Source organism: Pseudomonas solani, assembly GCF_026072635.1.
GTDB classification, from domain to species: domain Bacteria; phylum Pseudomonadota; class Gammaproteobacteria; order Pseudomonadales; family Pseudomonadaceae; genus Metapseudomonas; species Metapseudomonas solani.
Window position 1 is genome coordinate 5,929,565 of record NZ_AP023081.1, and the last position, 21,720, is coordinate 5,951,284.

The 21,720-nt window shown below is 67.4% G+C and carries 23 protein-coding genes; 17 read left to right on the forward strand and 6 right to left on the reverse strand.

Annotation, left to right across the window (positions count from 1 at the left end):
• Window positions 1–4: 4 nt before the first annotated feature.
• Window positions 5–427 (reverse strand): homoprotocatechuate degradation operon regulator HpaR, encoded by a 423-nt coding sequence (gene hpaR, locus PSm6_RS26785; protein WP_021221078.1) that lies wholly within the window; start codon window positions 425–427, stop codon window positions 5–7.
• A 305-nt stretch (window positions 428–732) separates the two neighbouring features.
• On the opposite strand from hpaR (PSm6_RS26785), the gene PSm6_RS26790 reads away from it, so the two are divergent.
• The 9 genes from PSm6_RS26790 to PSm6_RS26830 all read left to right on the forward strand — a co-directional run bounded on the left by PSm6_RS26790 (window position 733) and on the right by PSm6_RS26830 (window position 9,795).
• On the forward strand, window positions 733–1,392 hold the full coding sequence (locus PSm6_RS26790; RefSeq protein ID WP_043244353.1) for a fumarylacetoacetate hydrolase family protein: 660 nt from the start codon (window positions 733–735) through the stop codon (window positions 1,390–1,392).
• Window positions 1,393–1,402: 10 nt separating this feature from the next.
• A complete protein-coding gene (locus tag PSm6_RS26795; protein ID WP_043244354.1) occupies window positions 1,403–2,176 on the forward strand; it encodes a fumarylacetoacetate hydrolase family protein in 774 nt (257 codons plus the stop codon).
• Window positions 2,177–2,178: 2 nt separating this feature from the next.
• Window positions 2,179–3,639, forward strand: coding sequence for a 5-carboxymethyl-2-hydroxymuconate semialdehyde dehydrogenase (gene hpaE, locus PSm6_RS26800; RefSeq protein ID WP_021221081.1), 1,461 nt, complete (start codon window positions 2,179–2,181; stop codon window positions 3,637–3,639).
• Window positions 3,640–3,759: 120 nt separating this feature from the next.
• Window positions 3,760–4,683, forward strand: coding sequence for a 3,4-dihydroxyphenylacetate 2,3-dioxygenase (gene hpaD / locus PSm6_RS26805; RefSeq protein ID WP_265168758.1), 924 nt, complete (start codon window positions 3,760–3,762; stop codon window positions 4,681–4,683).
• Window positions 4,684–4,783: 100 nt separating this feature from the next.
• Window positions 4,784–5,176: a 5-carboxymethyl-2-hydroxymuconate Delta-isomerase gene (locus PSm6_RS26810; RefSeq protein ID WP_184489934.1), complete on the forward strand. Its 393-nt coding sequence runs from the start codon at window positions 4,784–4,786 to the stop codon at window positions 5,174–5,176.
• A gap of 51 nt (window positions 5,177–5,227) precedes the next feature.
• Window positions 5,228–6,532: an MFS transporter gene (locus PSm6_RS26815; RefSeq protein WP_265168759.1), complete on the forward strand. Its 1,305-nt coding sequence runs from the start codon at window positions 5,228–5,230 to the stop codon at window positions 6,530–6,532.
• Between the two features lie 12 nt (window positions 6,533–6,544).
• Window positions 6,545–7,348 carry a 2-oxo-hept-4-ene-1,7-dioate hydratase gene (gene hpaH / locus PSm6_RS26820; protein ID WP_184489932.1) on the forward strand — a complete coding sequence of 268 codons (804 nt, stop codon included), beginning with the start codon at window positions 6,545–6,547 and terminating at the stop codon, window positions 7,346–7,348.
• 100 nt (window positions 7,349–7,448) lie between these two features.
• Window positions 7,449–8,252 carry a 4-hydroxy-2-oxoheptanedioate aldolase gene (hpaI, locus tag PSm6_RS26825; protein ID WP_265168760.1) on the forward strand — a complete coding sequence of 268 codons (804 nt, stop codon included), beginning with the start codon at window positions 7,449–7,451 and terminating at the stop codon, window positions 8,250–8,252.
• 88 nt (window positions 8,253–8,340) lie between these two features.
• A complete protein-coding gene (locus PSm6_RS26830) occupies window positions 8,341–9,795 on the forward strand; it encodes an NAD-dependent succinate-semialdehyde dehydrogenase (protein ID WP_265168762.1) in 1,455 nt (484 codons plus the stop codon).
• Window positions 9,796–10,197: 402 nt separating this feature from the next.
• On the opposite strand, the gene hpaR (PSm6_RS26835) is transcribed toward PSm6_RS26830, so the two are convergent.
• Entirely contained in the window at window positions 10,198–10,620 is a 423-nt protein-coding gene (gene hpaR / locus PSm6_RS26835; protein WP_043244357.1) for a homoprotocatechuate degradation operon regulator HpaR, read from the reverse strand.
• Between the two features lie 54 nt (window positions 10,621–10,674).
• Window positions 10,675–11,736 carry an extracellular solute-binding protein gene (locus PSm6_RS26840; RefSeq protein ID WP_043244358.1) on the reverse strand — a complete coding sequence of 354 codons (1,062 nt, stop codon included), beginning with the start codon at window positions 11,734–11,736 and terminating at the stop codon, window positions 10,675–10,677.
• Window positions 11,737–11,969: 233 nt separating this feature from the next.
• On the opposite strand from PSm6_RS26840, the gene PSm6_RS26845 reads away from it, so the two are divergent.
• From PSm6_RS26845 to PSm6_RS26860, 4 genes are all read left to right on the forward strand, one after another.
• Window positions 11,970–12,413, forward strand: coding sequence for a GlcG/HbpS family heme-binding protein (locus tag PSm6_RS26845; protein WP_043244359.1), 444 nt, complete (start codon window positions 11,970–11,972; stop codon window positions 12,411–12,413).
• A 120-nt stretch (window positions 12,414–12,533) separates the two neighbouring features.
• Complete coding sequence (locus PSm6_RS26850; protein WP_021221092.1) at window positions 12,534–13,832, forward strand: NAD(P)/FAD-dependent oxidoreductase; 1,299 nt, start codon at window positions 12,534–12,536, stop codon at window positions 13,830–13,832.
• A 180-nt stretch (window positions 13,833–14,012) separates the two neighbouring features.
• The gene (locus tag PSm6_RS26855; RefSeq protein ID WP_021221093.1) at window positions 14,013–14,378 is read left to right on the forward strand and encodes a cupin domain-containing protein; all 366 of its coding nucleotides are present in this window, start codon (window positions 14,013–14,015) and stop codon (window positions 14,376–14,378) included.
• 98 nt (window positions 14,379–14,476) lie between these two features.
• On the forward strand, window positions 14,477–15,136 hold the full coding sequence (locus tag PSm6_RS26860; RefSeq protein ID WP_021221094.1) for a helix-turn-helix transcriptional regulator: 660 nt from the start codon (window positions 14,477–14,479) through the stop codon (window positions 15,134–15,136).
• 9 nt (window positions 15,137–15,145) lie between these two features.
• On the opposite strand, the gene PSm6_RS26865 is transcribed toward PSm6_RS26860, so the two are convergent.
• The 3 genes from PSm6_RS26865 to PSm6_RS26875 all read right to left on the reverse strand — a co-directional run bounded on the left by PSm6_RS26865 (window position 15,146) and on the right by PSm6_RS26875 (window position 18,871).
• Entirely contained in the window at window positions 15,146–16,054 is a 909-nt protein-coding gene (locus PSm6_RS26865; RefSeq protein WP_021221095.1) for a helix-turn-helix transcriptional regulator, read from the reverse strand.
• 430 nt (window positions 16,055–16,484) lie between these two features.
• Complete coding sequence (locus PSm6_RS26870; RefSeq protein ID WP_057387602.1) at window positions 16,485–17,261, reverse strand: SDR family NAD(P)-dependent oxidoreductase; 777 nt, start codon at window positions 17,259–17,261, stop codon at window positions 16,485–16,487.
• A gap of 92 nt (window positions 17,262–17,353) precedes the next feature.
• A complete protein-coding gene (locus PSm6_RS26875) occupies window positions 17,354–18,871 on the reverse strand; it encodes an amino acid permease (protein WP_021221097.1) in 1,518 nt (505 codons plus the stop codon).
• Between the two features lie 71 nt (window positions 18,872–18,942).
• Here PSm6_RS26875 and PSm6_RS26880 point away from each other — a divergent pair, with 71 nt between their 5' ends.
• The 4 genes from PSm6_RS26880 to PSm6_RS26895 all read left to right on the forward strand — a co-directional run bounded on the left by PSm6_RS26880 (window position 18,943) and on the right by PSm6_RS26895 (window position 21,620).
• Complete coding sequence (locus tag PSm6_RS26880; RefSeq protein ID WP_265168765.1) at window positions 18,943–19,179, forward strand: hypothetical protein; 237 nt, start codon at window positions 18,943–18,945, stop codon at window positions 19,177–19,179.
• A 62-nt stretch (window positions 19,180–19,241) separates the two neighbouring features.
• Window positions 19,242–20,063, forward strand: a complete 822-nt coding sequence (locus tag PSm6_RS26885) for a molybdenum cofactor biosynthesis F family protein (RefSeq protein ID WP_021221098.1) — start codon at window positions 19,242–19,244, stop codon at window positions 20,061–20,063.
• A complete protein-coding gene (locus PSm6_RS26890) occupies window positions 20,056–20,850 on the forward strand; it encodes an SDR family NAD(P)-dependent oxidoreductase (RefSeq protein ID WP_043246586.1) in 795 nt (264 codons plus the stop codon). The genes PSm6_RS26885 and PSm6_RS26890 overlap by 8 nt, the downstream gene beginning before the upstream one ends.
• Window positions 20,847–21,620 (forward strand): SDR family oxidoreductase, encoded by a 774-nt coding sequence (locus tag PSm6_RS26895; protein ID WP_043246587.1) that lies wholly within the window; start codon window positions 20,847–20,849, stop codon window positions 21,618–21,620. The genes PSm6_RS26890 and PSm6_RS26895 overlap by 4 nt, the downstream gene beginning before the upstream one ends.
• The last annotated feature ends 100 nt before the right edge of the window (window positions 21,621–21,720 follow it).

Below are 21,720 nucleotides of genomic sequence, written 5' to 3' on the forward strand. Positions count from 1 at the left end.
TCTATCAGGGTTTTATTTGTTTGAGTTCGTTCAGCAGGCCCAGCAGCTGCTGCAGCTTCTCCTCGCCGAACTGCGCCTGGATCCGCTGGTAGTTGCTCTCCATGCCGTCGCTCATGGACACGAAGCACTGCTGCCCCACTTCGGTCAGCCCGACATAGACGCGGCGCTGGTCCTGCGGGGACTTCCAGCGGCGGACGATGCCGTCGCGCTCCATGCGCACCAGCACCCCGGTCATGCTCGGCTTGAGGATGCAGGCCTGGTGGGCCAGTTGGTGGCTCTCCATCTCGCCGTTCTGCCGCAGGATGCGGATCACCCGCCACTGCTGCTCGGTCAACCCGTGCTGGTTGAGCAGCGGGCGGAAGAATCCCATGGCCGCCTCGCGTGCCTGCAAGAGGGTCAGGGTCAGGGAAGGTCTGGGCGCTGCCATGTGTGCTCCGGATGAACGCGATGGCGGATTTAAGCAACAACCGATGGCACGACGCAAACCCTGCCAGCCGCCCCGCGCGCTTTGTCACACCCGGTCAAGCCCGTGGCAGGAATGGACAATCCGCCGGCCGCGCCGGGGTTTCTAATGGCTCAACGATCGAATCGTCCTTTGGTAGGGCTTGATCATCGTTAATATATTAATTATAAAGTTAGCATGTTAACGAAATGACTTCGGGTGCCGCTTCCCACCGTCAGCGCGCACCTTCTTTTATCCGGGGATGACCCCACTGCTTCAGGAGTGAACCCATGCGTCGCGCAACCAGCGAAGTCGCTACCGGCACCCTGTTCGGCGTCGCGCTGAACTACCAGGGCCTGCTCGAAAGCCGACTGGCCGAGTTCGACCACCCCCCTTACCAGAAGCCACCGGTCAAGCCGGTGCTGTTCATCAAGACCTCCAACACCCGCAATGGCGACGGCCAGCCGGTGCCCTACCCGCGTGACGTCGAACGCCTGCAGCCGGGCCCTGCCCTCGGCGTGGTGATCGGCCGCAACGCCAGCCGCGTCAGCGCCGAGAACGCCATGGCGCATGTCGCCGGCTACCTGGTGGTGAACGAGTTCAGCCTGCCGGAAGACAGCTACTACCGCCCGGCGGTCAAGGCCAAGTGCCGCGACGGCTTCTGCCCCCTGGCCAGCGAAGTGGTGCCGGCCAGCGAGATCGCCGATCCGCACACCCTGCCCCTGCGCCTGTTCGTCAACGGCGAACTGCGCCAGGAAAACACCACCGCCAACCTGGTGCGCAGCATTCCCCAACTGATCGCCGAGATCAGCGAGTTCATGACCCTGCACGAAGGCGACGTGCTGATCACCGGCACCCCCGAGGGCCGCGTCGACGTGCGCCCCGGCGATGAAGTGGTGGTGGAGATCGAAGGCCTCGGCCGGCTCACCAGCACCCTGGTCGCGGAATAAGGAGACGCAGATGAAACACGCACGCATCCGCCATCAGGGCGACATCCACGCGGTCACGGTCGAGGCCGGCAACGCCGTGCGCCTGGCCGACGGCCGCCTGCTCGCGGAAGACGCCGTCGAGTGGCTACCCCCGGCCACCGGCGCCATGTTCGCCCTGGGCCTGAACTACGCCGACCACGCCGCCGAACTGGCCTTCAAGGCGCCCACCGAGCCGCTGGCCTTCATCAAGTCGCCGGGCACCTACACCGGCCACAACCAGGTCACCTGGCGCCCCGACAACGTCGCCTACATGCACTACGAGTGCGAGCTGGTGGCGGTAATCGGCAAGCCCGCGCGCAACGTCAAGCGCGAGGACGCCCTGCAGTACCTGGCCGGCTACACCGTCTGCAACGACTACGCCATCCGCGACTACCTGGAGAACTACTACCGGCCCAACCTGCGGGTGAAGAACCGCGACTGCACCACCCCGGTCGGCCCCTGGGTCGTCGACGCCGCCGAGGTGCCCGATCCCTCGAAGCTCAAGCTGCGCACCTGGATCAACGGCGAGCTGAAGCAGGAAGGCACCACCGCCGACATGATCTTCGACATCCCCTACCTGATCGAATACTTCTCCAGCTTCATGACCCTGCAGCCGGGCGACATGATCGCCACCGGCACGCCGGAGGGCCTGGCCGACGTGGTGCCGGGCGATGAAGTGGTGGTGGAAGTGGAAGGCGTCGGCCGCCTGGTCAACCGCATCGTCAGCGAAGCCGAGTTCTTCGCGTCCCGTAACAACGAGGTTTGAACATGATCAAGCACTGGATCGATGGCCGCGAGGTCGAAAGCAAAGACGTCTTCATCAACTACAACCCCGCCACAGGCGAGGCCATCGGTGAGGTCGCCAGCGGTGGCGCCGAAGAGATCGCCGCTGCCGTCGCCGCCGCCAAGGACGCCTTCCCCAAGTGGGCCAACACCCCAGCCAAGGAGCGCGCCAAGCTGATGCGCAAGCTGGGTGAGCTGATCGACCAGAACGTGCCGCAACTGGCCGAGCTGGAAACCCTGGACACCGGCCTGCCGATCCACCAGACGAAGAACGTGCTGATCCCCCGCGCCTCGCACAACTTCGACTTCTTCGCCGAGGTCTGCACCCGCATGGACGGCCACAGCTACCCGGTGGACGACCAGATGCTCAACTACACCCTCTACCAGCCGGTAGGCGTGTGCGGGCTGGTGTCGCCGTGGAACGTGCCGTTCATGACCGCCACCTGGAAGACCGCGCCCTGCCTGGCCCTGGGCAACACCGCGGTGCTGAAGATGAGCGAGCTGTCGCCGCTGACCGCCAACGAACTGGGCCGCCTGGCCCTGGAAGCCGGCATTCCCAAGGGCGTGCTCAACGTGGTGCAGGGCTACGGCGCCACCGCCGGCGACGCCCTGGTCCGCCACCCGGACGTGCGCGCCATCTCCTTCACCGGCGGCACCGCCACAGGCCGCAAGATCATGCAGACCGCCGGCCTGAAGAAGTACTCCATGGAACTGGGCGGCAAGAGCCCGGTGCTGATCTTCGATGACGCCGACCTCGATCGCGCCCTCGACGCCGCGCTGTTCACCATCTTCTCGCTCAACGGCGAGCGCTGCACCGCCGGCAGCCGCATCTTCATCCAGGAAACCGTCTACGACCGCTTCGTCGCCGAGTTCGCCGCCCGCGCCAAACGCCTGATCGTCGGCGACCCGCAGGACCCGAAGACCCAGGTCGGCTCGATGATCACCCAGGCCCACTACGACAAGGTCACCGGCTACATCCGCATCGGCATGGAAGAAGGCGCCACCCTGCTGGCCGGCGGCCTCGATCGCCCGGCGGGCCTGCCGGCGCACCTGGCCAAGGGGCAGTTCATCCAGCCCACGGTGTTCGCCGACGTCGACAACCGCATGCGCATCGCCCAGGAAGAGATCTTCGGCCCGGTGGTCTGCCTGATCCGCTTCAAGGACGAGGCCGAAGCGCTGCAACTGGCCAACGACACCGAATACGGCCTGGCCTCCTACATCTGGACCCAGGACATCGGCAAGGCCCACCGCCTGGCCCGTGGCATCGAGGCCGGCATGGTCTTCATCAACAGCCAGAACGTGCGTGACCTGCGCCAGCCCTTCGGCGGCGTGAAGGGCTCGGGCACCGGCCGCGAAGGCGGCGAATACAGCTTCGAAGTGTTCGCCGAGATCAAGAACGTCTGCATTTCCATGGGCAGCCACCACATCCCTCGCTGGGGATTGTGAGGCGCCGCGCCCCTTCTCGCCTTCGAGGAAGGGGCGCAGGATAACGATTACCGAGCGTGCACCGACAATCACAATGAACCCTGAAGGCCCGGCGGCGGGCCTTCCACTCGGAGAACGACCATGGGCAAACTCGCTCTGGCTGCCAAGATCACCCACGTTCCATCCATGTACATCAGCGAGCTCGAAGGCCCGCGCAAGGGCTTCCGCAAGGCGGCCATCGACGGCCATATCGAGATCGGCCGGCGCTGCCGCGAGCTGGGCGTGGACACCCTGGTGGTGTTCGACACCCACTGGCTGGTGAACGCCAACTACCACGTCAACTGCGGCAAGCACTTCCAGGGGCTGTACACCAGCAACGAGCTGCCGCACTTCATCGCCAACATGGAGTACGGCTTCCCCGGCAACCCCGAGCTGGGCCACCTGCTGGCCGCGGAATGCAACCGCTACGGCGTGGAGACCATGGCCCACGACGCCACCACCCTGGCGCCCGAGTACGGCACCCTGGTGCCCATGCGCTACATGAACACCGACCAGCACTTCAAGGTGATCTCGGTCTCCGCCCTGTGCACCTCCCACTACCTCAACGACAGCGCCCGCCTCGGCTGGGCCATGCGCAAGGCGGTGGAAGAGCACTACGACGGCACCGTGGCCTTCCTCGCCAGCGGCTCGCTGTCCCATCGTTTCGCCCAGAACGGCCAGGCCCCGGAGTTCGCCACCAAGATCTGGAGCCCCTTCCTCGAAACCCTCGACCAGCGCGTGATCCAGATGTGGGAAGGCGCCGAGTGGGAGGAGTTCTGCGGCATGCTCCCCGAGTACGCGGCCAAGGGCCACGGCGAAGGCTTCATGCACGACACCGCGATGCTGCTCGGCGCCCTCGGCTGGTCGAAGTACGACGGCCACGCCGAAGTCATCACCCCCTACTTCGCCGCCTCCGGCACCGGCCAGCTCAACGCCGTGTTCCCGGTCACCCCGCAGGACGGCTCGACCATCCCGCAAGCGCAAGCCTCCAACCCGGCCGGCGTCGCTTCCGCCAGCCGCCTGTAGCACCCGTGGCGGCGGGCCCCACGCCCGCCGCCACGCCCCCTGAACGCCACGCCAGCCGGTGGCGGATGCGCAACCGCCATCCGCACCAGAGGAGGACCCCATGCCCCATTTCATCGCCGAATACACCGACAACATCGAACGCGAGGCCGACCTGCCCGGCCTGTTCGAAAAGGTCCACGCCTGCCTGGGCGACTCCGGCGTCTTCCCCCTCGGCGGCATCCGCAGCCGCGCGGTGCGCCTGGACACCTGGCGCATGGCCGACGGCAAGCACGACTACGCCTTCGTCCACATGAGCCTCAAGGTCGGCGCCGGGCGTGACCTGGAAACCCGCCGCCAGGTCGCCGATGCGCTGTTCGAGGTGATCAAGGCGCACTTCGCCGAACTCCAGGCCTCGCGCCTGCTGGCCCTGTCCTTCGAACTCACCGAGCTGCACCCGGAGCTCAACTACAAGCACAACAACGTCCACGCGTTCCTCAAGGGGCAGGCGGGCTGACCACCGCCCCACCCCCGACCCGTCATTGGCAACTCCAAGAAGTACAAAACCATGAGCCAAGCGAAATCCCTGCCCCTGTCCCACGCCAGCGCCGACGACCTGACCTTCCGTCGCATCGGCTGGCGCCTGATGCCCCTGCTGCTGACCTGCTACCTGTTCGCCCACCTGGACCGCATCAACATCGGCTTCGCCAAGCTGCAGATGAGCGCCGACCTGCAGTTCAGCGACACCGTCTACGGCCTCGGCGCCGGCCTGTTCTTCATCGCCTACGCGCTGTTCGGCCTGCCCAGCAACATCGCCCTGGAGCGGGTCGGCCCGCGCCGCTGGATCGCCCTCCTCATGGTCACCTGGGGGCTGATGTCCACCAGCATGCTGCTGGTGGAAAGCGCCACCGGCTTCTACACCCTGCGCTTCCTCCTGGGCGTGGCCGAGGCCGGCTTCTTCCCCGGCATCCTGGTCTACCTCAACCGCTGGTTCCCGGCCCAGCGCCGCGGCCAGATGATCGCCCTGTTCGCCATCGCCGTGCCCATGGCCGGCGTCATCGGCGGCCCGCTGTCGGGCAGCATCCTCGACGGCTTCCACGACTTCATGGGCCTGCGCGGCTGGCAATGGATGTTCCTCATCGAAGGCCTGCCGGTGGTGCTGCTCGGCCTGCTGGTATGGCGCGCCCTGCCCGACGGTTTCGAGCAGGTCGCCTGGCTCGACGCGCAGCAGAAGGACAGCCTGCGCCAGCAGATGGCCGGCGAAGAGCGCGGCAAGACCATCACCTCGTTCAGCGGCATCTTCCGCGACCGCAACGTCTGGCTGCTGGTGGCGATCTACTTCGCGGTGATGCTGGCGGTGAACACCATCGCCTTCTGGATGCCTGCGCTGATCCACGGCGCCGGCATCGCCCAGGACCGCAACGTCGGCCTGCTCAGCGCCATCCCCTACCTCGCCGGGTGCTTCTTCATGGTCGCCCTCGGGCGTTCCTCGGATCGCCTGCGCGAGCGCCGCTGGCACCTCTGCGTGCCCCTGCTCATGGCCGCCAGCGGCCTGGTGCTGGCCGGCCTGTTCCCCGACCGCGTGCTGCCGGTGATGACCGGCCTGCTCATCGCCGGGATGGGCGCCAGCGCCGCCCTGCCGATGTTCTGGCAGCTGCCGCCGGCCTTTCTCTCGGTGCGGGTGCAGGCCGCCGGCATCGCCCTGGTCAGCTCCTTCGGCAGCATCGCCGCCTTCCTCGCGCCCTACCTGATCGGCTGGATGCGCGACACCACCCACAGCGCCAGCCTCGCCCTGTTCCTGCTGGCCTTCCTCATCGCCCTCGGCGGCCTGCTGGTGCTGCGCACCCCGGCCGCCCTGGTCAACCCACGCTAAGAGAGACTCACCATGCTCGACGCCAGCATCATCCAGCAATCCGCCGCCCGCCTAGACGCCGCCGAGCGCTCGCGCCAGCAGGTGCGCCAGTTCTCCCTGGACCACCCCGAGATCACCATCGAGGACGCCTACGCCATCCAGCGCGCCTGGGTGGAGCAGAAGATCCGTGACGGCCGCAAGCTGGTGGGCCACAAGATCGGCCTCACCTCCCGCGCCATGCAGGTGTCCTCCAACATCACCGAGCCGGACTACGGCGCGCTGCTGGACGACATGTTCTTCGACGAAGGCAGCGACATCCCCTTCGAGCGCTTCATCGTCCCCCGCGTGGAAGTGGAACTGGCCTTCGTCCTCGGCAAGCCCCTGCGCGGGCCGAACTGCACCCTGTTCGACGTGCTCGACGCCACCGAATGGGTGATCCCCGCCCTAGAAATCATCGACGCCCGCATCCAGCAGGTGGACCCGGACACCAAGGCCACCCGCAAGGTCTTCGACACCATCTCCGACAACGCCGCCAACGCCGGCGTGGTCATGGGCGGGCGCGCCATCCGCCCCACCGAGCTAGACCTGCGGCGCATCCCGGCGATCCTCTACCGCAATGGCGTGATCGAGGAATCCGGCGTCTCCGCCGCCGTGCTCAACCACCCGGCCAAGGGCGTCGCCTGGCTGGCCAACAAGCTGGCCCCCTACGACATCACCCTGGAAGCCGGGCAGATCATCCTCGGCGGCTCCTTCACCCGCCCGGTGGCCGCCAACCCCGGCGATACCTTCCACGTCGACTACGACCAACTGGGCTCGATTGCCTGTCGGTTTGTATGAACTTGAGCTGGAAGCTTAGAGCTTGAAGCTGGAAGAAAAGGCGGTTCGTGCGCGCTTCCAGCTTCCAGCTTCCAGCTTCCAGCTTCCCAAGGAGCTTCCCATGCCCACCCTCATCAACACCTTCAAACAACGCCTCCTGGCCGGCGACGCGCAGATCGGCCTGTGGCTCGGCCTGGCTGATCCTTATTGCGCGGAGCTGGCCGCCAACGCCGGCTTCGACTGGCTGCTGATCGACGGCGAGCACGCGCCCAACGACCTGCGCAGCCTGCTCGGCCAGCTGCAGGCGGTGGCGCCTTACCCGTCGCAGCCGATCATCCGCCCGCCCATCGGCGACCCGGTGCTGATCAAGCAGCTGCTGGACATCGGCGCGCAGACCCTGCTGGTGCCCATGGTGGATTCCGCCGCCCAGGCCGCCGAGCTGGTGCGCGCCATGCGCTACCCGCCGTCCGGCATCCGTGGCGTTGGCAGCGCCCTGGCCCGCGCCTCGCGCTGGAACAGCGTGCCCGGTTACCTGGACCAGGCCGACGAGCAGATGTGCCTGCTGGTGCAGATCGAAAACCTCGACGGCCTCGCCGCGCTCGATGCCATCGCCGCCACCGAGGGCGTCGACGGTGTGTTCATCGGCCCGGCCGACCTTTCCGCCGCCATGGGCCATCGTGGCAACCCCGGGCATCCCGAGGTGCAGGCCGCCATCGAGGATGCCATCGCGCGCATCCGCCGTGCCGGCAAGGCTGCCGGCATCCTCAGCGCCGACGAGACCCTGGCCCGCCGCTACCTGGAACTGGGTTGCGCCTTCGTCGCCGTCGGCGTCGACACCAGCCTGCTGATGAAGTCCCTGCAGGCCCTCGCCGGCCGCTTCAAGGGCACGCCCGCCCCGCAATCCAGCGCCGGCAGCGTCTACTGAGCCGAACACCCTCAACCTCTTACAGCCCGACCCGGCCCTGCTCGCAGGCCCGGGAACGGGCATGGACCGTCCGAAACAAGGCAGACCGATGAAACTCAACGACCTCAACCTGCTGCGCGAACAGGCCTACGTGAACGGCCAATGGATCGAAGCCGACGACGAAGGCCGCTTCGCCGTGACCAACCCGGCCAACGGCGAGCTGATCGCCGAAGTCGCTTCCCTCGGCCGTGCCGAAACCGCCCGTGCCATCGACGCCGCCCAGGCCGCCCTGCCCGCCTGGCGCGCCCGCACCGCCAAGGAGCGCAGCAGCATCCTGCGCACCTGGTACGAACTGATCATGGCCAATCAGGAAGACCTGGCCCACCTGCTCAGCTGGGAACAGGGCAAGCCCCTGGCCGAGAGCCGTGGCGAGATCGCCTACGGCGCCAGCTTCATCGAATGGTTCGCCGAAGAAGCCAAGCGCGTGTACGGCGACGTCATCCCCCACGACAAGCCCGGCCGCCGGCTGGTAGTGATCAAGCAGGCCATAGGCGTGGTCGCCGCCATCACCCCCTGGAACTTCCCCAACGCCATGATCACCCGCAAGGTCGGTCCGGCCCTCGCCGCCGGCTGCACCGTGGTGCTCAAACCCGCTTCGGAGACGCCCCTGTCCGCCCTGGCCCTGGCCGAACTGGGCGAGCGCGCCGGCCTCCCCGCCGGGGTGCTGAACATCGTCACCGGCACCCGCTCGCGGGAGATCGGCGGCGAGCTCACCGGCAACCCGCGGGTGCAGAAGCTCTCCTTCACCGGCTCCACCGGCATCGGCAAGCTGCTGATGGCGCAATGCGCCGAAACCATCAAGAAGGTCAGCCTGGAACTGGGCGGCAACGCCCCCTTCATCGTCTTCGACGACGCCGACCTCGACGCCGCCGTGCAGGGCGCCCTCGGCTCCAAGTTCCGCAACAGCGGGCAGACCTGCGTCTGCACCAACCGCCTGCTGGTGCAGAGCGGCGTGCACGACGAGTTCGCCCGGCGCCTGGTGGCCGCGGTCAATGCCCTCAAGGTCGCCCCGGCGGACGAGGACGGCGCCCAGCAGGGCCCGCTGATCAACGCCAAGGCCGTGGAGAAGATCGAGGAACACATCACCGACGCCCTCGCCAAGGGCGCCACCCTCCTCGCCGGTGGCAAGCGCCACGCCCTGGGCGGCAGCTTCTTCGAGCCCACGGTGCTGGGGGATGTGACCGCCGAGATGCTGGTGGCCCGCGATGAAACCTTCGGCCCCCTGGCGCCGATCTTCCGTTTCGACACCGAGGAACAGGCCATCGCCCTGGCCAACGACACCGAATTCGGCCTCGCCTCCTACCTCTACACCCGCGACCTCGGCCGCGCCTGGCGCGTCAGCGAAGCCCTGGAATACGGCATGGTCGGCGTCAACGAAGGCCTCATCTCCACCGAAGTCGCCCCCTTCGGCGGCATCAAGCAATCCGGTCTCGGCCGCGAAGGCTCGAAGTACGGCATCGACGACTACATCGAACAGAAATACATGTGCCTCGGCATCGCCTGAAGCCCCCTGGTGGGCTGAAGCCCACCCTACGGGAATGCCCCACCCCACCGGGCAGCACCCCGTGGGAGCGAATTCATTCGCGAAGCTTTTCGCGGTTGAAACCACTCCCACAATCCCCCCAAAACGCCGCGCAATCCTGTAGGGGCGACTTCAGTCGCCAAGCGGCGCACAGCGCCGCCGTAGGTTGGCGCCACCCTGTGAGAGCGAATTCATTCGCGATGCTCTTCGCGGTTGAAACCGCTCCCACAATCCCCCTAACGCCGCGCAATTCTGTAGGGGCGACTTCAGTCGCCAAGCGGCGCACAGCGCCGCCGTAGGTTGGCGCCAAGCGCAGCGCGGCCCAACGGTGCAAGGCCCGGCCCCGGCTTTTTGCGGTTGAAACCGCTCCCACCGCTCACTGCCTCAAGGCTTGATGCCCTTCAGTTCCTGCAACAGCTCCAGCAGTTCCTGCAGCTTCTCCTCGCCCAGTTGCGCCTGGATGGATTGGTAGCCCTGCTCCATCTCCTGGCTCATGGACTGGAAGCAGGCCTCGCCCTGTTCGGTCAGGGCCAGGAGGATGCGGCGCTGGTCTTCGGCGACCTTGCGCCGGCGGACCATGCCGTCGCGCTCCAGGCGGGCGAGTACGCCGCTCATGCTGGGTTTGAGGATGCAGGCCAGGCGCGCCAGCTTGTGGCTTTCCATCTCGCCTTGCTGGCGGAGGATGCGGATGACCCGCCACTGCTGCTCGGTGAGCCCGTGGAGGTTGAGCTGGGGGCGGAAGAAACGCATGGCCGACTCACGGGCCTGCAGCAAGGTGAGGGTCAGGGAAGCACGGGTATTGGGCATGGATTGGGCAGTGTCGGAAATTAGTTCACAGTTTAACGAATGGCGCTTTCCGCGTCATGGCGAACGGCTCGCCTTGAGTTTCGCCCAGAAGGCGTCCAGGGCCATTTTCTGCTCCTGGTTGAGCCGCTCGAGCACGTACAGGCGCCGGCGCTCGTCGCTTTTCAGCACCTGCATGGGGCGCTCCTTGGCCAGCTCCGCCAGCTCGGGGGTATCGGCGGCCAGGGGCGAGTAGAACTGGCTGGCGCGGGCATCGGCCAGGGCGTTGCGCGGCTCCAGCAGGTAGTCGATGAAGCGGTAGGCCAGGTGCGGATGCTCGGCATTGGCGGGGATCGCCAGGCTGTCGATGAAGACCATCGCGCCCTCGTCGGGAATCCGGTAGCTGAGCGCCGGGTTGCGCGCGGAGGCGGTCAGCGCATGGCCGACCCAGGCCATGGCCACGCACAGGCGGCCGTCGGCCAGGGCATCGATGTAGGTGTCGTTGTCCAGGTGCCGCGCCATGCGGGCGATGCCCAGCAGGGGCTGCAGATTGCGCTCGACCTGCCGCGCGCCATAGCTCGACAGGCTGCGGCCCCGGTAGTTGAACCAGAGCGAGGCGGTCTCTTCCGGCGCGTCCAACAGGCCGATGCCGCAACCGGCCAGTCGCGCGGCCTGGCGCTCGTCGAACAGCAGCCCCCAGCTGTTGGGCAAGGGCCCGCCATAGCTGGCTTCGGCCAGCTTCGGGTTGACCACCAGTCCCACCGAGCCCCAGAGGTAGGGCACCGCATAGCGGTTGGCCGAATCGATGCCGGCGAGCATCGCCAGCAGGCCCACGTCGACGCTGGCGTAATGGCTGAGGCGCCCCGTATCCAGGGGCGCCAGCTGGCCGTTGTGGATCAGCCGCGAGAGCTGGAAGTGCGACGGCACGACGATGTCGAAGGCCTGCTCGCGGCCCAGGGCGGCATCCAGTTCCTCGGCGGCGGTCATGGTCTGGTATTCGACCCGGATGCCGGTCTGTTTCTGGAAGTCCGCCAGCACCTGCGGCTCGATGTAGTTCTTCCAGTTGAGGACCCGCAACACCTCCTCGGCCCGGGCTTCCAGGGCCAGCAACAGCATCGCCAGGCAGGCCAGCAGTCTCATCGCGCAACTCCTTGCAGGGAATGGGGCCGGCACCTGCCGGGTGCGCCATTAGGAGCGAGGCGACGCCCACCCGTCATGTTCGAGGCTGCCAGCTTCTTGCTTGCCCGTGCCGGATTCGCCCAAGCGTGACCCCGTTCCCATTCACCGCCCGGAAAAACCCGCGCCCGGGTCATTGCGGCCGGTCATTAACCTGTTCATGATCGAGCGATAAAAATACCTACAGGTCGCCCCCCATGAACGCACTGCTGCGCACGCAGACCCACCTCGGCCTCGCCCTCGCCATGCAGGCGCTGCAGGCCGCCCTGGATGCCGCCGCCGAGCAGGGCGCCCGGGTCAGCATCCAGGTGGTGGACGCCGCCGGCCTGCCGATCCACAGCGCGCACATGGACGGCGCCCCCGGCCCCAGTCGCGCCATCGCCCTGAACAAGGCCGTCACCGCCGCCGGCTTCGGCATCGCCACCAGCGCCTGGCAGGAGCGCCTCGAGGGCTGCTCCGCCGCCGTGCGCCAGGGCCTGCCCCTGCAACCGGGGATGGCCCTGTTCGGCGGCGGCGAGCCCTTCCACCACCAGGGCCGGGTGATCGGCGCCATCGGCATTTCCGGTGCCTCGGAACGGCTCGACGGGCTCTGCGCCCGCGCGGCCGTGGAGCGCGTCGCAGAGCTGCTGGCGCCAGGTTGACCCGGCGCCTGTCACCCCGGGTCAAGGTGACGGGCAGTGAGGGACAAGACCGCAAGGGGCCGCACGCCCCTTAATAGTCGCCAGCAGAACGCATTCCACCCACCGTTTCAGGCTGCAGTCATGATCAATATCGAGACACCCACCTACTACACGGCCACCAAGAAGTACGACCTCGCCTTCCCCTCCCTGGAGGCGGACCTGGACGCAGACGTCGTCGTGATCGGCGGAGGGTTCTCCGGGATCAACACCGCGCTGGAACTGGCGGAACAGGGCATCACCAACATCGTCGTGCTGGAGGCCCGCTACCTGGGCTTCGGCGGCACCGGCCGCAACGGCGGGCAGATCATGGCCGGCATCGGCCACGACCTGGAGAAGATCCGCAACGACGTGGGCGAGGACGGCCTGCGGCAGATCTTCGAGATCAGCGACCTGGGCGCCGACATCATCAAGGGCCGCATCGCCAAGTACGGCATCGACGCCGACTTCTGCCACGGCTACGGCTACATGGGCTTCAACGGCCGCCAGGAGAAGACCCTGCGCGCCTGGGAGAAGGAGTTCAAATCCCTCGGCTCGCCCCACGAGATCCGCTTCCTCGGCGGCTCCGAGGTGAAGCAGATCATCGGCTCCGACGCCTACAGCAGCGCCCTGCTGCACATGGGCGGCGGCCACGTGCACTCCCTCAACCTGCTGCTAGGCGAGGCCAAGGCCCTGGCCAGCCACGGGGTGAAGATCTTCGAATACAGCCCGGCGCTGGAAGTGACCTACGGCGAGCGCATCACCGTGCGCACCGGCAAGGGCTCGGTACGCGCCGGCAAGCTGCTCTGGGCCTGCGACAGCTTCCTCAACAAGCTGGAGCCGGAACTGCACAAGACCACCATCAACACCTACGCCTTCCAGATGATGACCGAGCCGCTCCCGGACGAGCTGATCCAGCGCATCAGCCCCATTCGCGGGGCCTACAGCGACATCCGCCCGGTCATCGACTACTACCGCGTGACCAACGAGAACCGCCTGCTGTTCGGTGCGGCGACGCCCTTCGTCGAGCACATTCCCGGCGATCTCAAGGCCTGGAACCGCAACCTGATGCTGAAGATCTTCCCCTACCTCAAGGACGTGAAGATCGACCTCGCCTGGGGCGGCCCCATGGCCTGCAGCCCCAACCTGTTCCCGCAGATCGGCACCCTGCCCGGCCGCCCCAACGCCTACTTCGTGCAGGGCTACTCCGGCTTCGGCGTCACCCCCAGCCACATCATCTGCAAGGTGCTGGCCGAAGGCATGAGCGAAGGCTCGTCGCGCTACGACCTGATCAGCTCGGTGCGGCGCATCAAGGTGGTCGGCAAGGACCATATCCGCCCGCTGCTGCTGACCGCCGGCAAGAGCTGGCATCAGGTGTCCGGCTACTGGAACGGCCGCCGTTGAATCTGATCGGCGCGGCTGCGCGTCGGCGGTACGGCGTTGGGATCGGCCTTGGAATGCTCATTCACAGATGTGAACTCCGCTCCCGCCTTGTACCGCTCCAGCTCGCTCGCGCCGGAAGCGGCTCAGGGAAGACTCAAGACAACGCAACCCCACTTTTTCATCACTCGCAGGAGAACTGCCATGTCCCTCACCCCCATCAAGACCGGTATCACCCTCGCTGAACTGGATGCCTGGGGCACCGTCGCCGACCTGGGTTCGGAAATCCTCGAAGGCGAGGTCAAGGCCTTCGGCAAGATGACCGCCGGCGCCCCCACCGACCCGGTCAGCGCGGCCTATTTCGGCACCACCGCCGGCAAATTCCGCATGGTCTACCCGTTCAACGAGCAAGCCACCGTGGTCACCGGCGAGGTGATCCTCACCGACGAATCCACCGGCCAGACCACCCGCTTCAAGGCCGGTGACAGCTGGTACGTCGCCAAGGGCACCCCGGTGCTCTGGGAAGTCCCCGGCGAGAGCTTCGTCAAGCACTACTACGCGGTGGCCTGACCTCTCCAGGTGCCTGCCCCCCGGGGCAGGTTCGCGCCACTGGCAACCTCTGCGGCGATGGTCTGCACTGCCCTCACCGCCCACACGAGGGTTCCTCCATGACGCCATCCCCCGTCGAATTCGCCAGGCACTGCCTGAGCACCTTCACCCACTTCGTCCCCGCCTCCCTCGGTGCCTTCTACCTGATCGACGATCAGTTGCAGGCCCGCGACTTCCAGCTGCTGGGCATGCACCCACAGATGCACGACGCCTACCTGCGCCATTACCGCCACCTCGACCCGCTGCAACCCGGCGCCTGCCTGGCCACCGGCCTGCCGGTGGTGCCCCTGCAAGCCGGCCAGGCACGCCAGGACGAGGCGCAGAACCGCGAGTACCAGGGGTTCCTGCGCGCCCATGAGGTGATAGACGTCGTTGAAGTCATCGCCCAGGCCGGCGAGCGCCCCGTGGCTGGGCTGTCCCTGCTGCGTTGCAGCGGCATGCCGGCGTTCTCGGGAAAGGAACTGGCCAGCCTGGCGGCCCTGCAGGGGATGATGGAAGCCGGTGTGCAGGCCCTGGTGCCCGCCGCCGAGCCGAAGCTGCAAGGCCTCACCCCGCGTGAACGGGAGATCGCCCTGCTGCTGCGCGAAGGCATCGGCAACAAGCAGCTCGCCCGCCACCTGGGCGTCGGCCTGCCGACGGTGAAGACCCACCTGCTCAACCTGTTCCGCAAGGTCGGTGCCAGCAGCCGCACCGAACTGGTGGCGATGCTGTTCCTCTGACGGCGCCCCTCAGCGCCCCGACTGCTGCACCAGGGTGGCGGGCACGACACCCGCCGGGGGCTCGCCCAGCTCGGTGCCCAGCAGGTGATTGACGAAGAGGTGGAACAGCTCCGATTGGCTGGAGATGCCCAGCTTGCTGTAGAGGTGCTTGCGGTGGTTCTTCACCGTGCCCTCGGCAATCTCCAGGTGCAGGGAGATCGACAGGCTGGAATGCCCCCGCAGGATCAGCCCGACTATGGCCTGCTCGCGCGCGGTCAGGCGGTCGGTGGCGAAGCCGGAGAAAGCCGCCGCCAGGTGCTCGGCGATGCTGCGCTCGGGCCGTGCCCCCAGCGACTGGGCGGCGACCTTGGCGTAATGGCGCTGGAGAAAGGCCTCCAGCGCCGGCTGGCAGAGCCGCAGCGCGGCCACGTCCTGATCCGAGAACACCGGCGAGCCGTTGCAGCGCATCAACGAATAGGCCGCGTAGGTGCCGCCGGGCAAGGGCGAAAGAAACACGATCTCCTCCGCCAGGCTGCCCGACGCCAGGGAAATGCACGGGTGCACGTCCGGCGAATTGAAATACTCGCCCTCGAAGAAGGCATCCGGCGCCAGCTCCGCCATGCGGTAGAGGCCGGCGGGCCGACCATGGGCGCAGGCGGTGTAGACCGGGTCCAGCAGGTAGGTGCCGTTGACGTAGCGCTGCATCGCGCCGGGCTCGGGGATGCCGTGCAGGTTGTCGTGCAGCAGCGCGGGGCTGCCGCCGGCGGGGTAGACGAAGATGCAGCTCTGATCGAAGGGCGCCAGGGCCTGCAACGCCTCGTCCAGGCGCTCGGCGAAGGCCGTCGTCTCCACGCTGGCGATCAGCTCGGGGCTGTGTGCGTGCCAGGCTTCCAGCACCTGCCAGCCCTGGGAATGGGAGAGTCCTGCTGCGTGCGCCATGCTTCACCTTCTTGTTGTCCGGCCGCCCCGCCCAGGTGCAGAAATGGGCCTTGGGGCGCGCGTTTCAGGGGTGTTTTCAAGAAAGCATTTTGCTTGCCACAACGCCCTCCACGCCAGCGCTTTTCAGCGCGACCGTAGGGGCGAATTCATTCGCCCAGCGGTGCGCAGCACCGCCGTAGGTTGGTGCCAAGCGCAGCGCGGCCCAACGATGCAAGGTCAGGCCCCGCCACGTTGGGCTTCGTCCCTCAGCCCAACCTACACAGTGCAGTCCTGTAGGAGCGAATTCATTCGCGATGCTTTTCGCGGCTGAAGCCGCTCCCACAACCCAACCCCAAAAGCCTCACCACCTGATAACCCCCACCGCTTGCGCCCCCCAATGAAAAAGCCCGAGGCAGTCACCTGCATCGGGCTCGTCCGGCTGCGTTCCCTGCTACACGGACGAAAAGCCGTTATCGACGAACAGATGGGCACCGCTGACGAAGGAGGCATCGTCGGAGGCGAGGAACAGCGCGGCCCGCGCCACCTCCTCCGGCTCGCACAGGCGGCCCTGCTGGGCGGCGATGTCGGCCTCGCTGGCGTTGACGCCCATGGCTTGCAGGTCATGCAGCTCGCGCATGCCGTGGGCGGTGCGGATGAAGCCGGGCGCCACCGCGTTGCAGCGGATGCCGCGGTCGCGGAACTCGACGGCGATGGCCCGGGCGAACATCTGGCAAGCGCCCTTGGTGGCGTTGTAGACCACCTCCCCCGGCGTGGCGTACTGGGCGGAGATGGACGAGGTGCAGACGATGCTGCCCTTGCCCTTCGCCAGCATCTGCGGCAGCACGGCGCGGGTCATCAGGAACATGCTCTTGACGTTGACCGCCATCAGCCAGTCCCACTCCTCTTCCTGCACTTCCAGAAAGGGCTTCACGATCAACGTACCGGCATGGTTGAACAGCACGTCGGCCGGGCCCAGCGCGGCGAGGCTCGCCGCCACCGCCGCCTCCACCTGGTCGGCCTGGGACACATCGGCGCCCAGGCCGATGGCCCGTCCACCCTCGGCTTCGATCTGCGCCGCCAGGGCGCGGGCGGCCTCGGCGTTGCGGTCGATGATGGCGACCGCCGCCCCCTCGCGGGCGAACAGCCGGCTGGCCGCCTCGCCGCAGCCGCCGGCGCCCCCGCTGATGATCGCGACCTTGCCGTGCAGGCGTGGTTGGTTGGAAAGCATGGCAACTCCTGGTTCAAGGGTTCTGTGTAGACGTGGCGGGGAACGAATCGGCCCCGCCACGTGGCGTGCATGGGGTTATCCGAGAGTGGGCTTCAGCGCGGGTGCCCCTCGCGGCCGCCACTGACGGCGAAGGCCTCTTCCGGCGACAGCACCAGGCGGTGACGGCGGTAGAAGGCGAAATAGGCCATGCCGATCAGGTACCAGGCGGCCGCGCCCAGGGCGGCCCATTTGTAGAGCGGGTCGAGGAACTGGTAGATCAGCGTGATGGCCGAGATGCCGATCACCACCAGCGCGCCGAACACGCCGTAGGGGCTGCGATAGGGGCGCGGCAGGTCCGGGTGCAGGCGGCGCAGGCGGATGAAGGCGATGCTCTGCAGGATGTAGGAGATCATCCCGGCGAACACGATCATGCTGACCATGATCCCGCCCATCAGCGCGTTGTTCTCGCGGCCGAAGCTGAACCAGAACACCAGCAGGATGCTCAACGCCAGCAGCGAGCCGGTCAGCAGAGCGACGTTGGGCGTCTTGTTCACCGGGTGGGTGACCGATAGCGCGGTGGGCAGGTAGCCGGCGCGGGACAGGGAGTAGATGTTGCGCCCGGCAGCAAAGCTGCCCGCCAGGAAGGACGCCGCCAGGCCCAGCACCGCCACGGCCGAGAGCACCTTGCTCGCAGTGTGCCCGAAGATCTCGCGGAAGCCGTCCAGCAACGGCTCGCCCGAGCTGCTCATGGCGAAGGCGCCACCGCCGATGGAGGCACTGAAGAACAGCACGCCCAAAGCCAGCACGGTGAGGATCAGGATGCCGAACACCAGCGCGCGCGGCACATGGCGGCTGGGGTCGTGGGACTCCTCGGCGGTCAGCGGCAGCTGCTCGATGGCGAGGAACATGTACACGCCGAAGGGCAGCGCCAGCATGATTCCGGTGAGGCCGAAGGGCAGCCAGGGCCCGTTGCCGCCGGCCACTTCCACCGGCGTGCCGGCGTCACCTGCGGCCAGGTTCAGGGCCTTGGCGGCGAAATCCACATGGGGGATGGCCGTGGCGAAGAAGAACACCAGCACACCGATGGCCGCCAGGGTGATCACCACCACCACGCGCATCGACACGCCCAGCCCACGCACAGAAAGCAGCAGCATGCAGGCGTAGCCCACCAGCCACCACAAGGGCTGCCACTCCGGCGCGGTGCCGAAGATCGCCGACAGGTAGGTACCCATGAAGAACATATTGCCGGCGGGCGCCAGGATGAACTCGATGTTCTCCGCCAGCCCGGTGCTGAAGCCGCCCCATGGCCCCAGGGTGGTACGCGCGAAGGAATAAGCACCGCCGGTGTGGGGCAGCGCGGCGGACATCTCGCCGATGGACGAGCACAGCAGCAGGTACATGAAGGCGATGATCACGGTGGCCGCCAGCATGCTGCCGAAACCCTGTGCCAGGCCCAGGTTCCAGCCGGAATACTGCCCGGCGATCACCGCGCCCACACCCAGCACCAGCAGGGTGAAGAACCCCGCATGGCGCTGCAGCGTGCGCTGCTCGAAATAGCCGGCCGACACATCCTGGTAGCTCACGCCACCGCTGCCCGAGGCAGGCCGCCCCAGTGTGGTGCTCTCGTTCATCTCGCCCCTCCCCTTGTTCGGTTTGTTTTGTTGGGTATGGGGGATGGTCGGGGCAAATGAAGGGGATGGGTATGTCCCTAAAGGGACAGCTCGAAAAAGCAGCTGGAAGCTGGAAGCCGAAAGCTGGAAGAAAAAGCGGCTCTGGCTTCTGGCTTCTGGCTTCTGGCTTCTGGCTTCTGGCTTCTGGCTTCTGGCTTCTGGCTTCTGGCTTCTGGCTTCAAGCTTCAAGCTTCAAGCTTCAAGCTTCAAGCTTCAAGCTTCAAGCTTCAAGCTTCAAGCTTCCGGCTGCTCCTCATCCCTCCGGTTGATACCCCCAACCGCCCCATCTGGCGACCATTGAGTCCTCATCAACAAGAACGAGGACCGCTTCATGACCACCCAATCCGACTGGATCACCGTAGGCGCCCTGGCCGAGGGCTTTGCCCCGGAGGCCTTTATCCTGCCCAACCTGGCCGATCTCGACGGCAAGCGCTTCGACCTGCAGTTCGACAACGGCTGGAGCATTGCCCATGTGTTCGCCGATGGGCACCTGGACTGGGCGCTGGCCGACGGTTCTTCCAGCGGTCGCTCGCCCTACCGCGCCACCTCGGTGCGCCCGGGCATCTACCTGGTGGACTTCATCAAGGAAGAACACGGCCAGCTGTGGTCCGTGACCCTGGTGCTGGACACCGCCGCCAGCGCGTTCAGCGCGGTGCTGGGCCGCCTGCCCGATGCCGCCGCCACCCGCGAGGGCCTGTACGGCCGCGCCCTGGCCGGCAAGAGCCTGACCGGCGTCGAAGTGCAGTTCTTCCACGGCACCCTCGACCGCCCCTTCCAGCCGGGCGCCTGCCCCCACGCGCCGACCGCCGAGCTGGTGGGCCTGCGCAACCGCTACCGCTACAGCCCCACCGAGGTCTACGAGCACGTCTACCTCAACGAGAACTACTACAGCTGGCAGTGCCTGGCGGGCGTCGAGAAGGGCCTGTGCGACACCGACCGCTGCCACTACCTCAAGATCGCCGACGAGCTGTACCTGTTCGTCTGGCGCGAGAAGATCGTGCCCACCCTCGGCGTGGTGATGATCGACCTCAAGGCCCACCGCAGCGACGGCAAGATCTTCGGCTATGCCGACGGCGATTTCGGCGCCCTCTCCAACTTCCCCGTGTCCTCCCATTGCGACGTGCTCAACCGCACGGTGTATGGCGATGCATAAGCGCACGGTGGTGATCACAGGGGCCGGCACCGGCATCGGTGAAGCCTGCGCCCGGCGCCTGGGGCGCGAAGGCGCCAACCTGGTGCTGATCGGCCGCCGCGCCGAGCCCCTGCAACGGGTCGCCGCCGAGTGCGGCGGCCTGGTGCTGGTGGGCGATGCCGCCAGCAGCGCCGACTGGGCCGGCTTCGTCGCCGCCATCCACGCACGCTTCGGCGGTATCGACGCACTGCTCGCCTGTGCCGGCGGCCACGGCCTGGGCAGCGCCACCGACACCAGCGACGACGCCTGGCAGGCGGCCATGCGCGGCAACCTCGACACCGCCTTCCACAGCGCCCGCGCCTGCCTGCCGTCGCTGCTGGAGCGGCGCGGTAGCATCGTCCTGCTGGGCTCCATCGCCTCCCTGGCGGCGGGCCCGGAGGTGTGCGGCTACACCACCGCCAAGCATGCGCTGCTGGGCCTCACCCGTTCGCTGGCGCGGGACTACGGACCCCAGGGCGTGCGGGTCAACTGCGTATGCCCCGGCTGGGTGCGCACGCCCATGGCCGACGAGGAAATGCAGCCGCTGATGCAGCACCACGGCGAGAGCCTCGACGCTGCTTACGCGCGGGTCACCGCCGAAGTGCCCCTGCGCCGCCCGGCCCAGGCGGAGGAGATCGCCGCGCTGTGCCGCTTCCTGATCAGCGACGAGGCCTCCATCCTCACCGGCGCCACCCTGGTGGCCGACGGCGGCTCCAGCATCGTCGACGTGCCCACCCTCGCGTATACGCGGCTTGGCGGTGCGTCATGAGCCCCGCCTTCGATTTCACCGGCCGCAGCGTGCTGGTCACCGGCGGCGCCCAGGGCATCGGCCGGGCCATCGTCGAAGGCTTCGCTGCCTGTGGGGCGCGGGTGCTGATCGCCGACCTGCAACAGGCCCCGGCCGAAGCCCTGGCGCAGTCGCTGCGCGACGCCGGCCGCGAGGTGCATGCGGCGGCCATCGACCTGGCGGACCGCGACGCCATCCTGCAGTTGCTCGGCGGCCTGCCCCGGCTCGATGTGCTGGTGCACAACGCCGGTTACTTCCCCTTGAGGCCGCTGCAGGAGATCGGCCCGGAGCTGCTCGATCGCACCCTGACAGTAAACCTCGGCGCGCTGTTCTGGCTCACCCAGGGCGCCCTGCCGCTGTTCCGCCAGCAGGGGCGCGGCTGCGTGCTGGTCACCTCCTCGGTGACCGGGCCACGGGTGGCCTACCCGGGGCTCACCCACTACGCGGCGTCCAAGGCCGGGGTGAACGGTTTCATCCGCAATGCGGCACTGGAGCTGGCCGCCGAGGGCGTGCGCGTCAACGGGGTGGAACCGGGGATGATCCGCACCCCCGCCATGGGCAACCTGGGCGACGGGGAGCATGCCGCCGCCATCGCCCGGGGCGTGCCCCTGGGGCGCCTGGGGGAACCTGGTGACATCGCCGCCGCCATGCTGTTCCTCGCTTCGGACCAGGCCTCCTACATCACCGGGCAGACCCTGGTGGTGGACGGCGGCGCCACGCTCCCGGAGACCCTCGCGGCCACCGGCGGCTGAATGCCGAAGGCCAGCGCCGGCGGGGGTCGCCGGCCTATCCTGCATCTGTAGGATGGTGACCCCCGCCACCCTTGGCGATACTCGTTCCAGGCCCTGCCTC

Bases quoted from the DNA above. Each gene is read 5' to 3' on its own strand.
- PSm6_RS26810 (WP_184489934.1), top strand. From the start codon at position 4,784: ATGCCCCATTTCATCGCCGAATACACCGACAACATCGAACGCGAGGCC.
- PSm6_RS26875 (WP_021221097.1), bottom strand. From the start codon at position 18,871: ATGAACGAGAGCACCACACTGGGGCGGCCTGCCTCGGGCAGCGGTGGC.
- PSm6_RS26880 (WP_265168765.1), top strand. From the start codon at position 18,943: ATGTCCCTAAAGGGACAGCTCGAAAAAGCAGCTGGAAGCTGGAAGCCG.
- PSm6_RS26885 (WP_021221098.1), top strand. From the start codon at position 19,242: ATGACCACCCAATCCGACTGGATCACCGTAGGCGCCCTGGCCGAGGGC.
- PSm6_RS26850 (WP_021221092.1), top strand. From the start codon at position 12,534: ATGATCAATATCGAGACACCCACCTACTACACGGCCACCAAGAAGTAC.
- hpaR (WP_021221078.1), bottom strand. From the start codon at position 427: ATGGCAGCGCCCAGACCTTCCCTGACCCTGACCCTCTTGCAGGCACGC.
- PSm6_RS26815 (WP_265168759.1), top strand. From the start codon at position 5,228: ATGAGCCAAGCGAAATCCCTGCCCCTGTCCCACGCCAGCGCCGACGAC.
- PSm6_RS26890 (WP_043246586.1), top strand. From the start codon at position 20,056: ATGCATAAGCGCACGGTGGTGATCACAGGGGCCGGCACCGGCATCGGT.
- hpaI (WP_265168760.1), top strand. From the start codon at position 7,449: ATGCCCACCCTCATCAACACCTTCAAACAACGCCTCCTGGCCGGCGAC.
- hpaH (WP_184489932.1), top strand. From the start codon at position 6,545: ATGCTCGACGCCAGCATCATCCAGCAATCCGCCGCCCGCCTAGACGCC.
- PSm6_RS26790 (WP_043244353.1), top strand. From the start codon at position 733: ATGCGTCGCGCAACCAGCGAAGTCGCTACCGGCACCCTGTTCGGCGTC.
- PSm6_RS26860 (WP_021221094.1), top strand. From the start codon at position 14,477: ATGACGCCATCCCCCGTCGAATTCGCCAGGCACTGCCTGAGCACCTTC.
- PSm6_RS26855 (WP_021221093.1), top strand. From the start codon at position 14,013: ATGTCCCTCACCCCCATCAAGACCGGTATCACCCTCGCTGAACTGGAT.
- PSm6_RS26870 (WP_057387602.1), bottom strand. From the start codon at position 17,261: ATGCTTTCCAACCAACCACGCCTGCACGGCAAGGTCGCGATCATCAGC.
- PSm6_RS26840 (WP_043244358.1), bottom strand. From the start codon at position 11,736: ATGAGACTGCTGGCCTGCCTGGCGATGCTGTTGCTGGCCCTGGAAGCC.
- PSm6_RS26795 (WP_043244354.1), top strand. From the start codon at position 1,403: ATGAAACACGCACGCATCCGCCATCAGGGCGACATCCACGCGGTCACG.
- PSm6_RS26895 (WP_043246587.1), top strand. From the start codon at position 20,847: ATGAGCCCCGCCTTCGATTTCACCGGCCGCAGCGTGCTGGTCACCGGC.
- PSm6_RS26865 (WP_021221095.1), bottom strand. From the start codon at position 16,054: ATGGCGCACGCAGCAGGACTCTCCCATTCCCAGGGCTGGCAGGTGCTG.
- PSm6_RS26845 (WP_043244359.1), top strand. From the start codon at position 11,970: ATGAACGCACTGCTGCGCACGCAGACCCACCTCGGCCTCGCCCTCGCC.
- PSm6_RS26830 (WP_265168762.1), top strand. From the start codon at position 8,341: ATGAAACTCAACGACCTCAACCTGCTGCGCGAACAGGCCTACGTGAAC.
- hpaD (WP_265168758.1), top strand. From the start codon at position 3,760: ATGGGCAAACTCGCTCTGGCTGCCAAGATCACCCACGTTCCATCCATG.
- hpaE (WP_021221081.1), top strand. From the start codon at position 2,179: ATGATCAAGCACTGGATCGATGGCCGCGAGGTCGAAAGCAAAGACGTC.
- hpaR (WP_043244357.1), bottom strand. From the start codon at position 10,620: ATGCCCAATACCCGTGCTTCCCTGACCCTCACCTTGCTGCAGGCCCGT.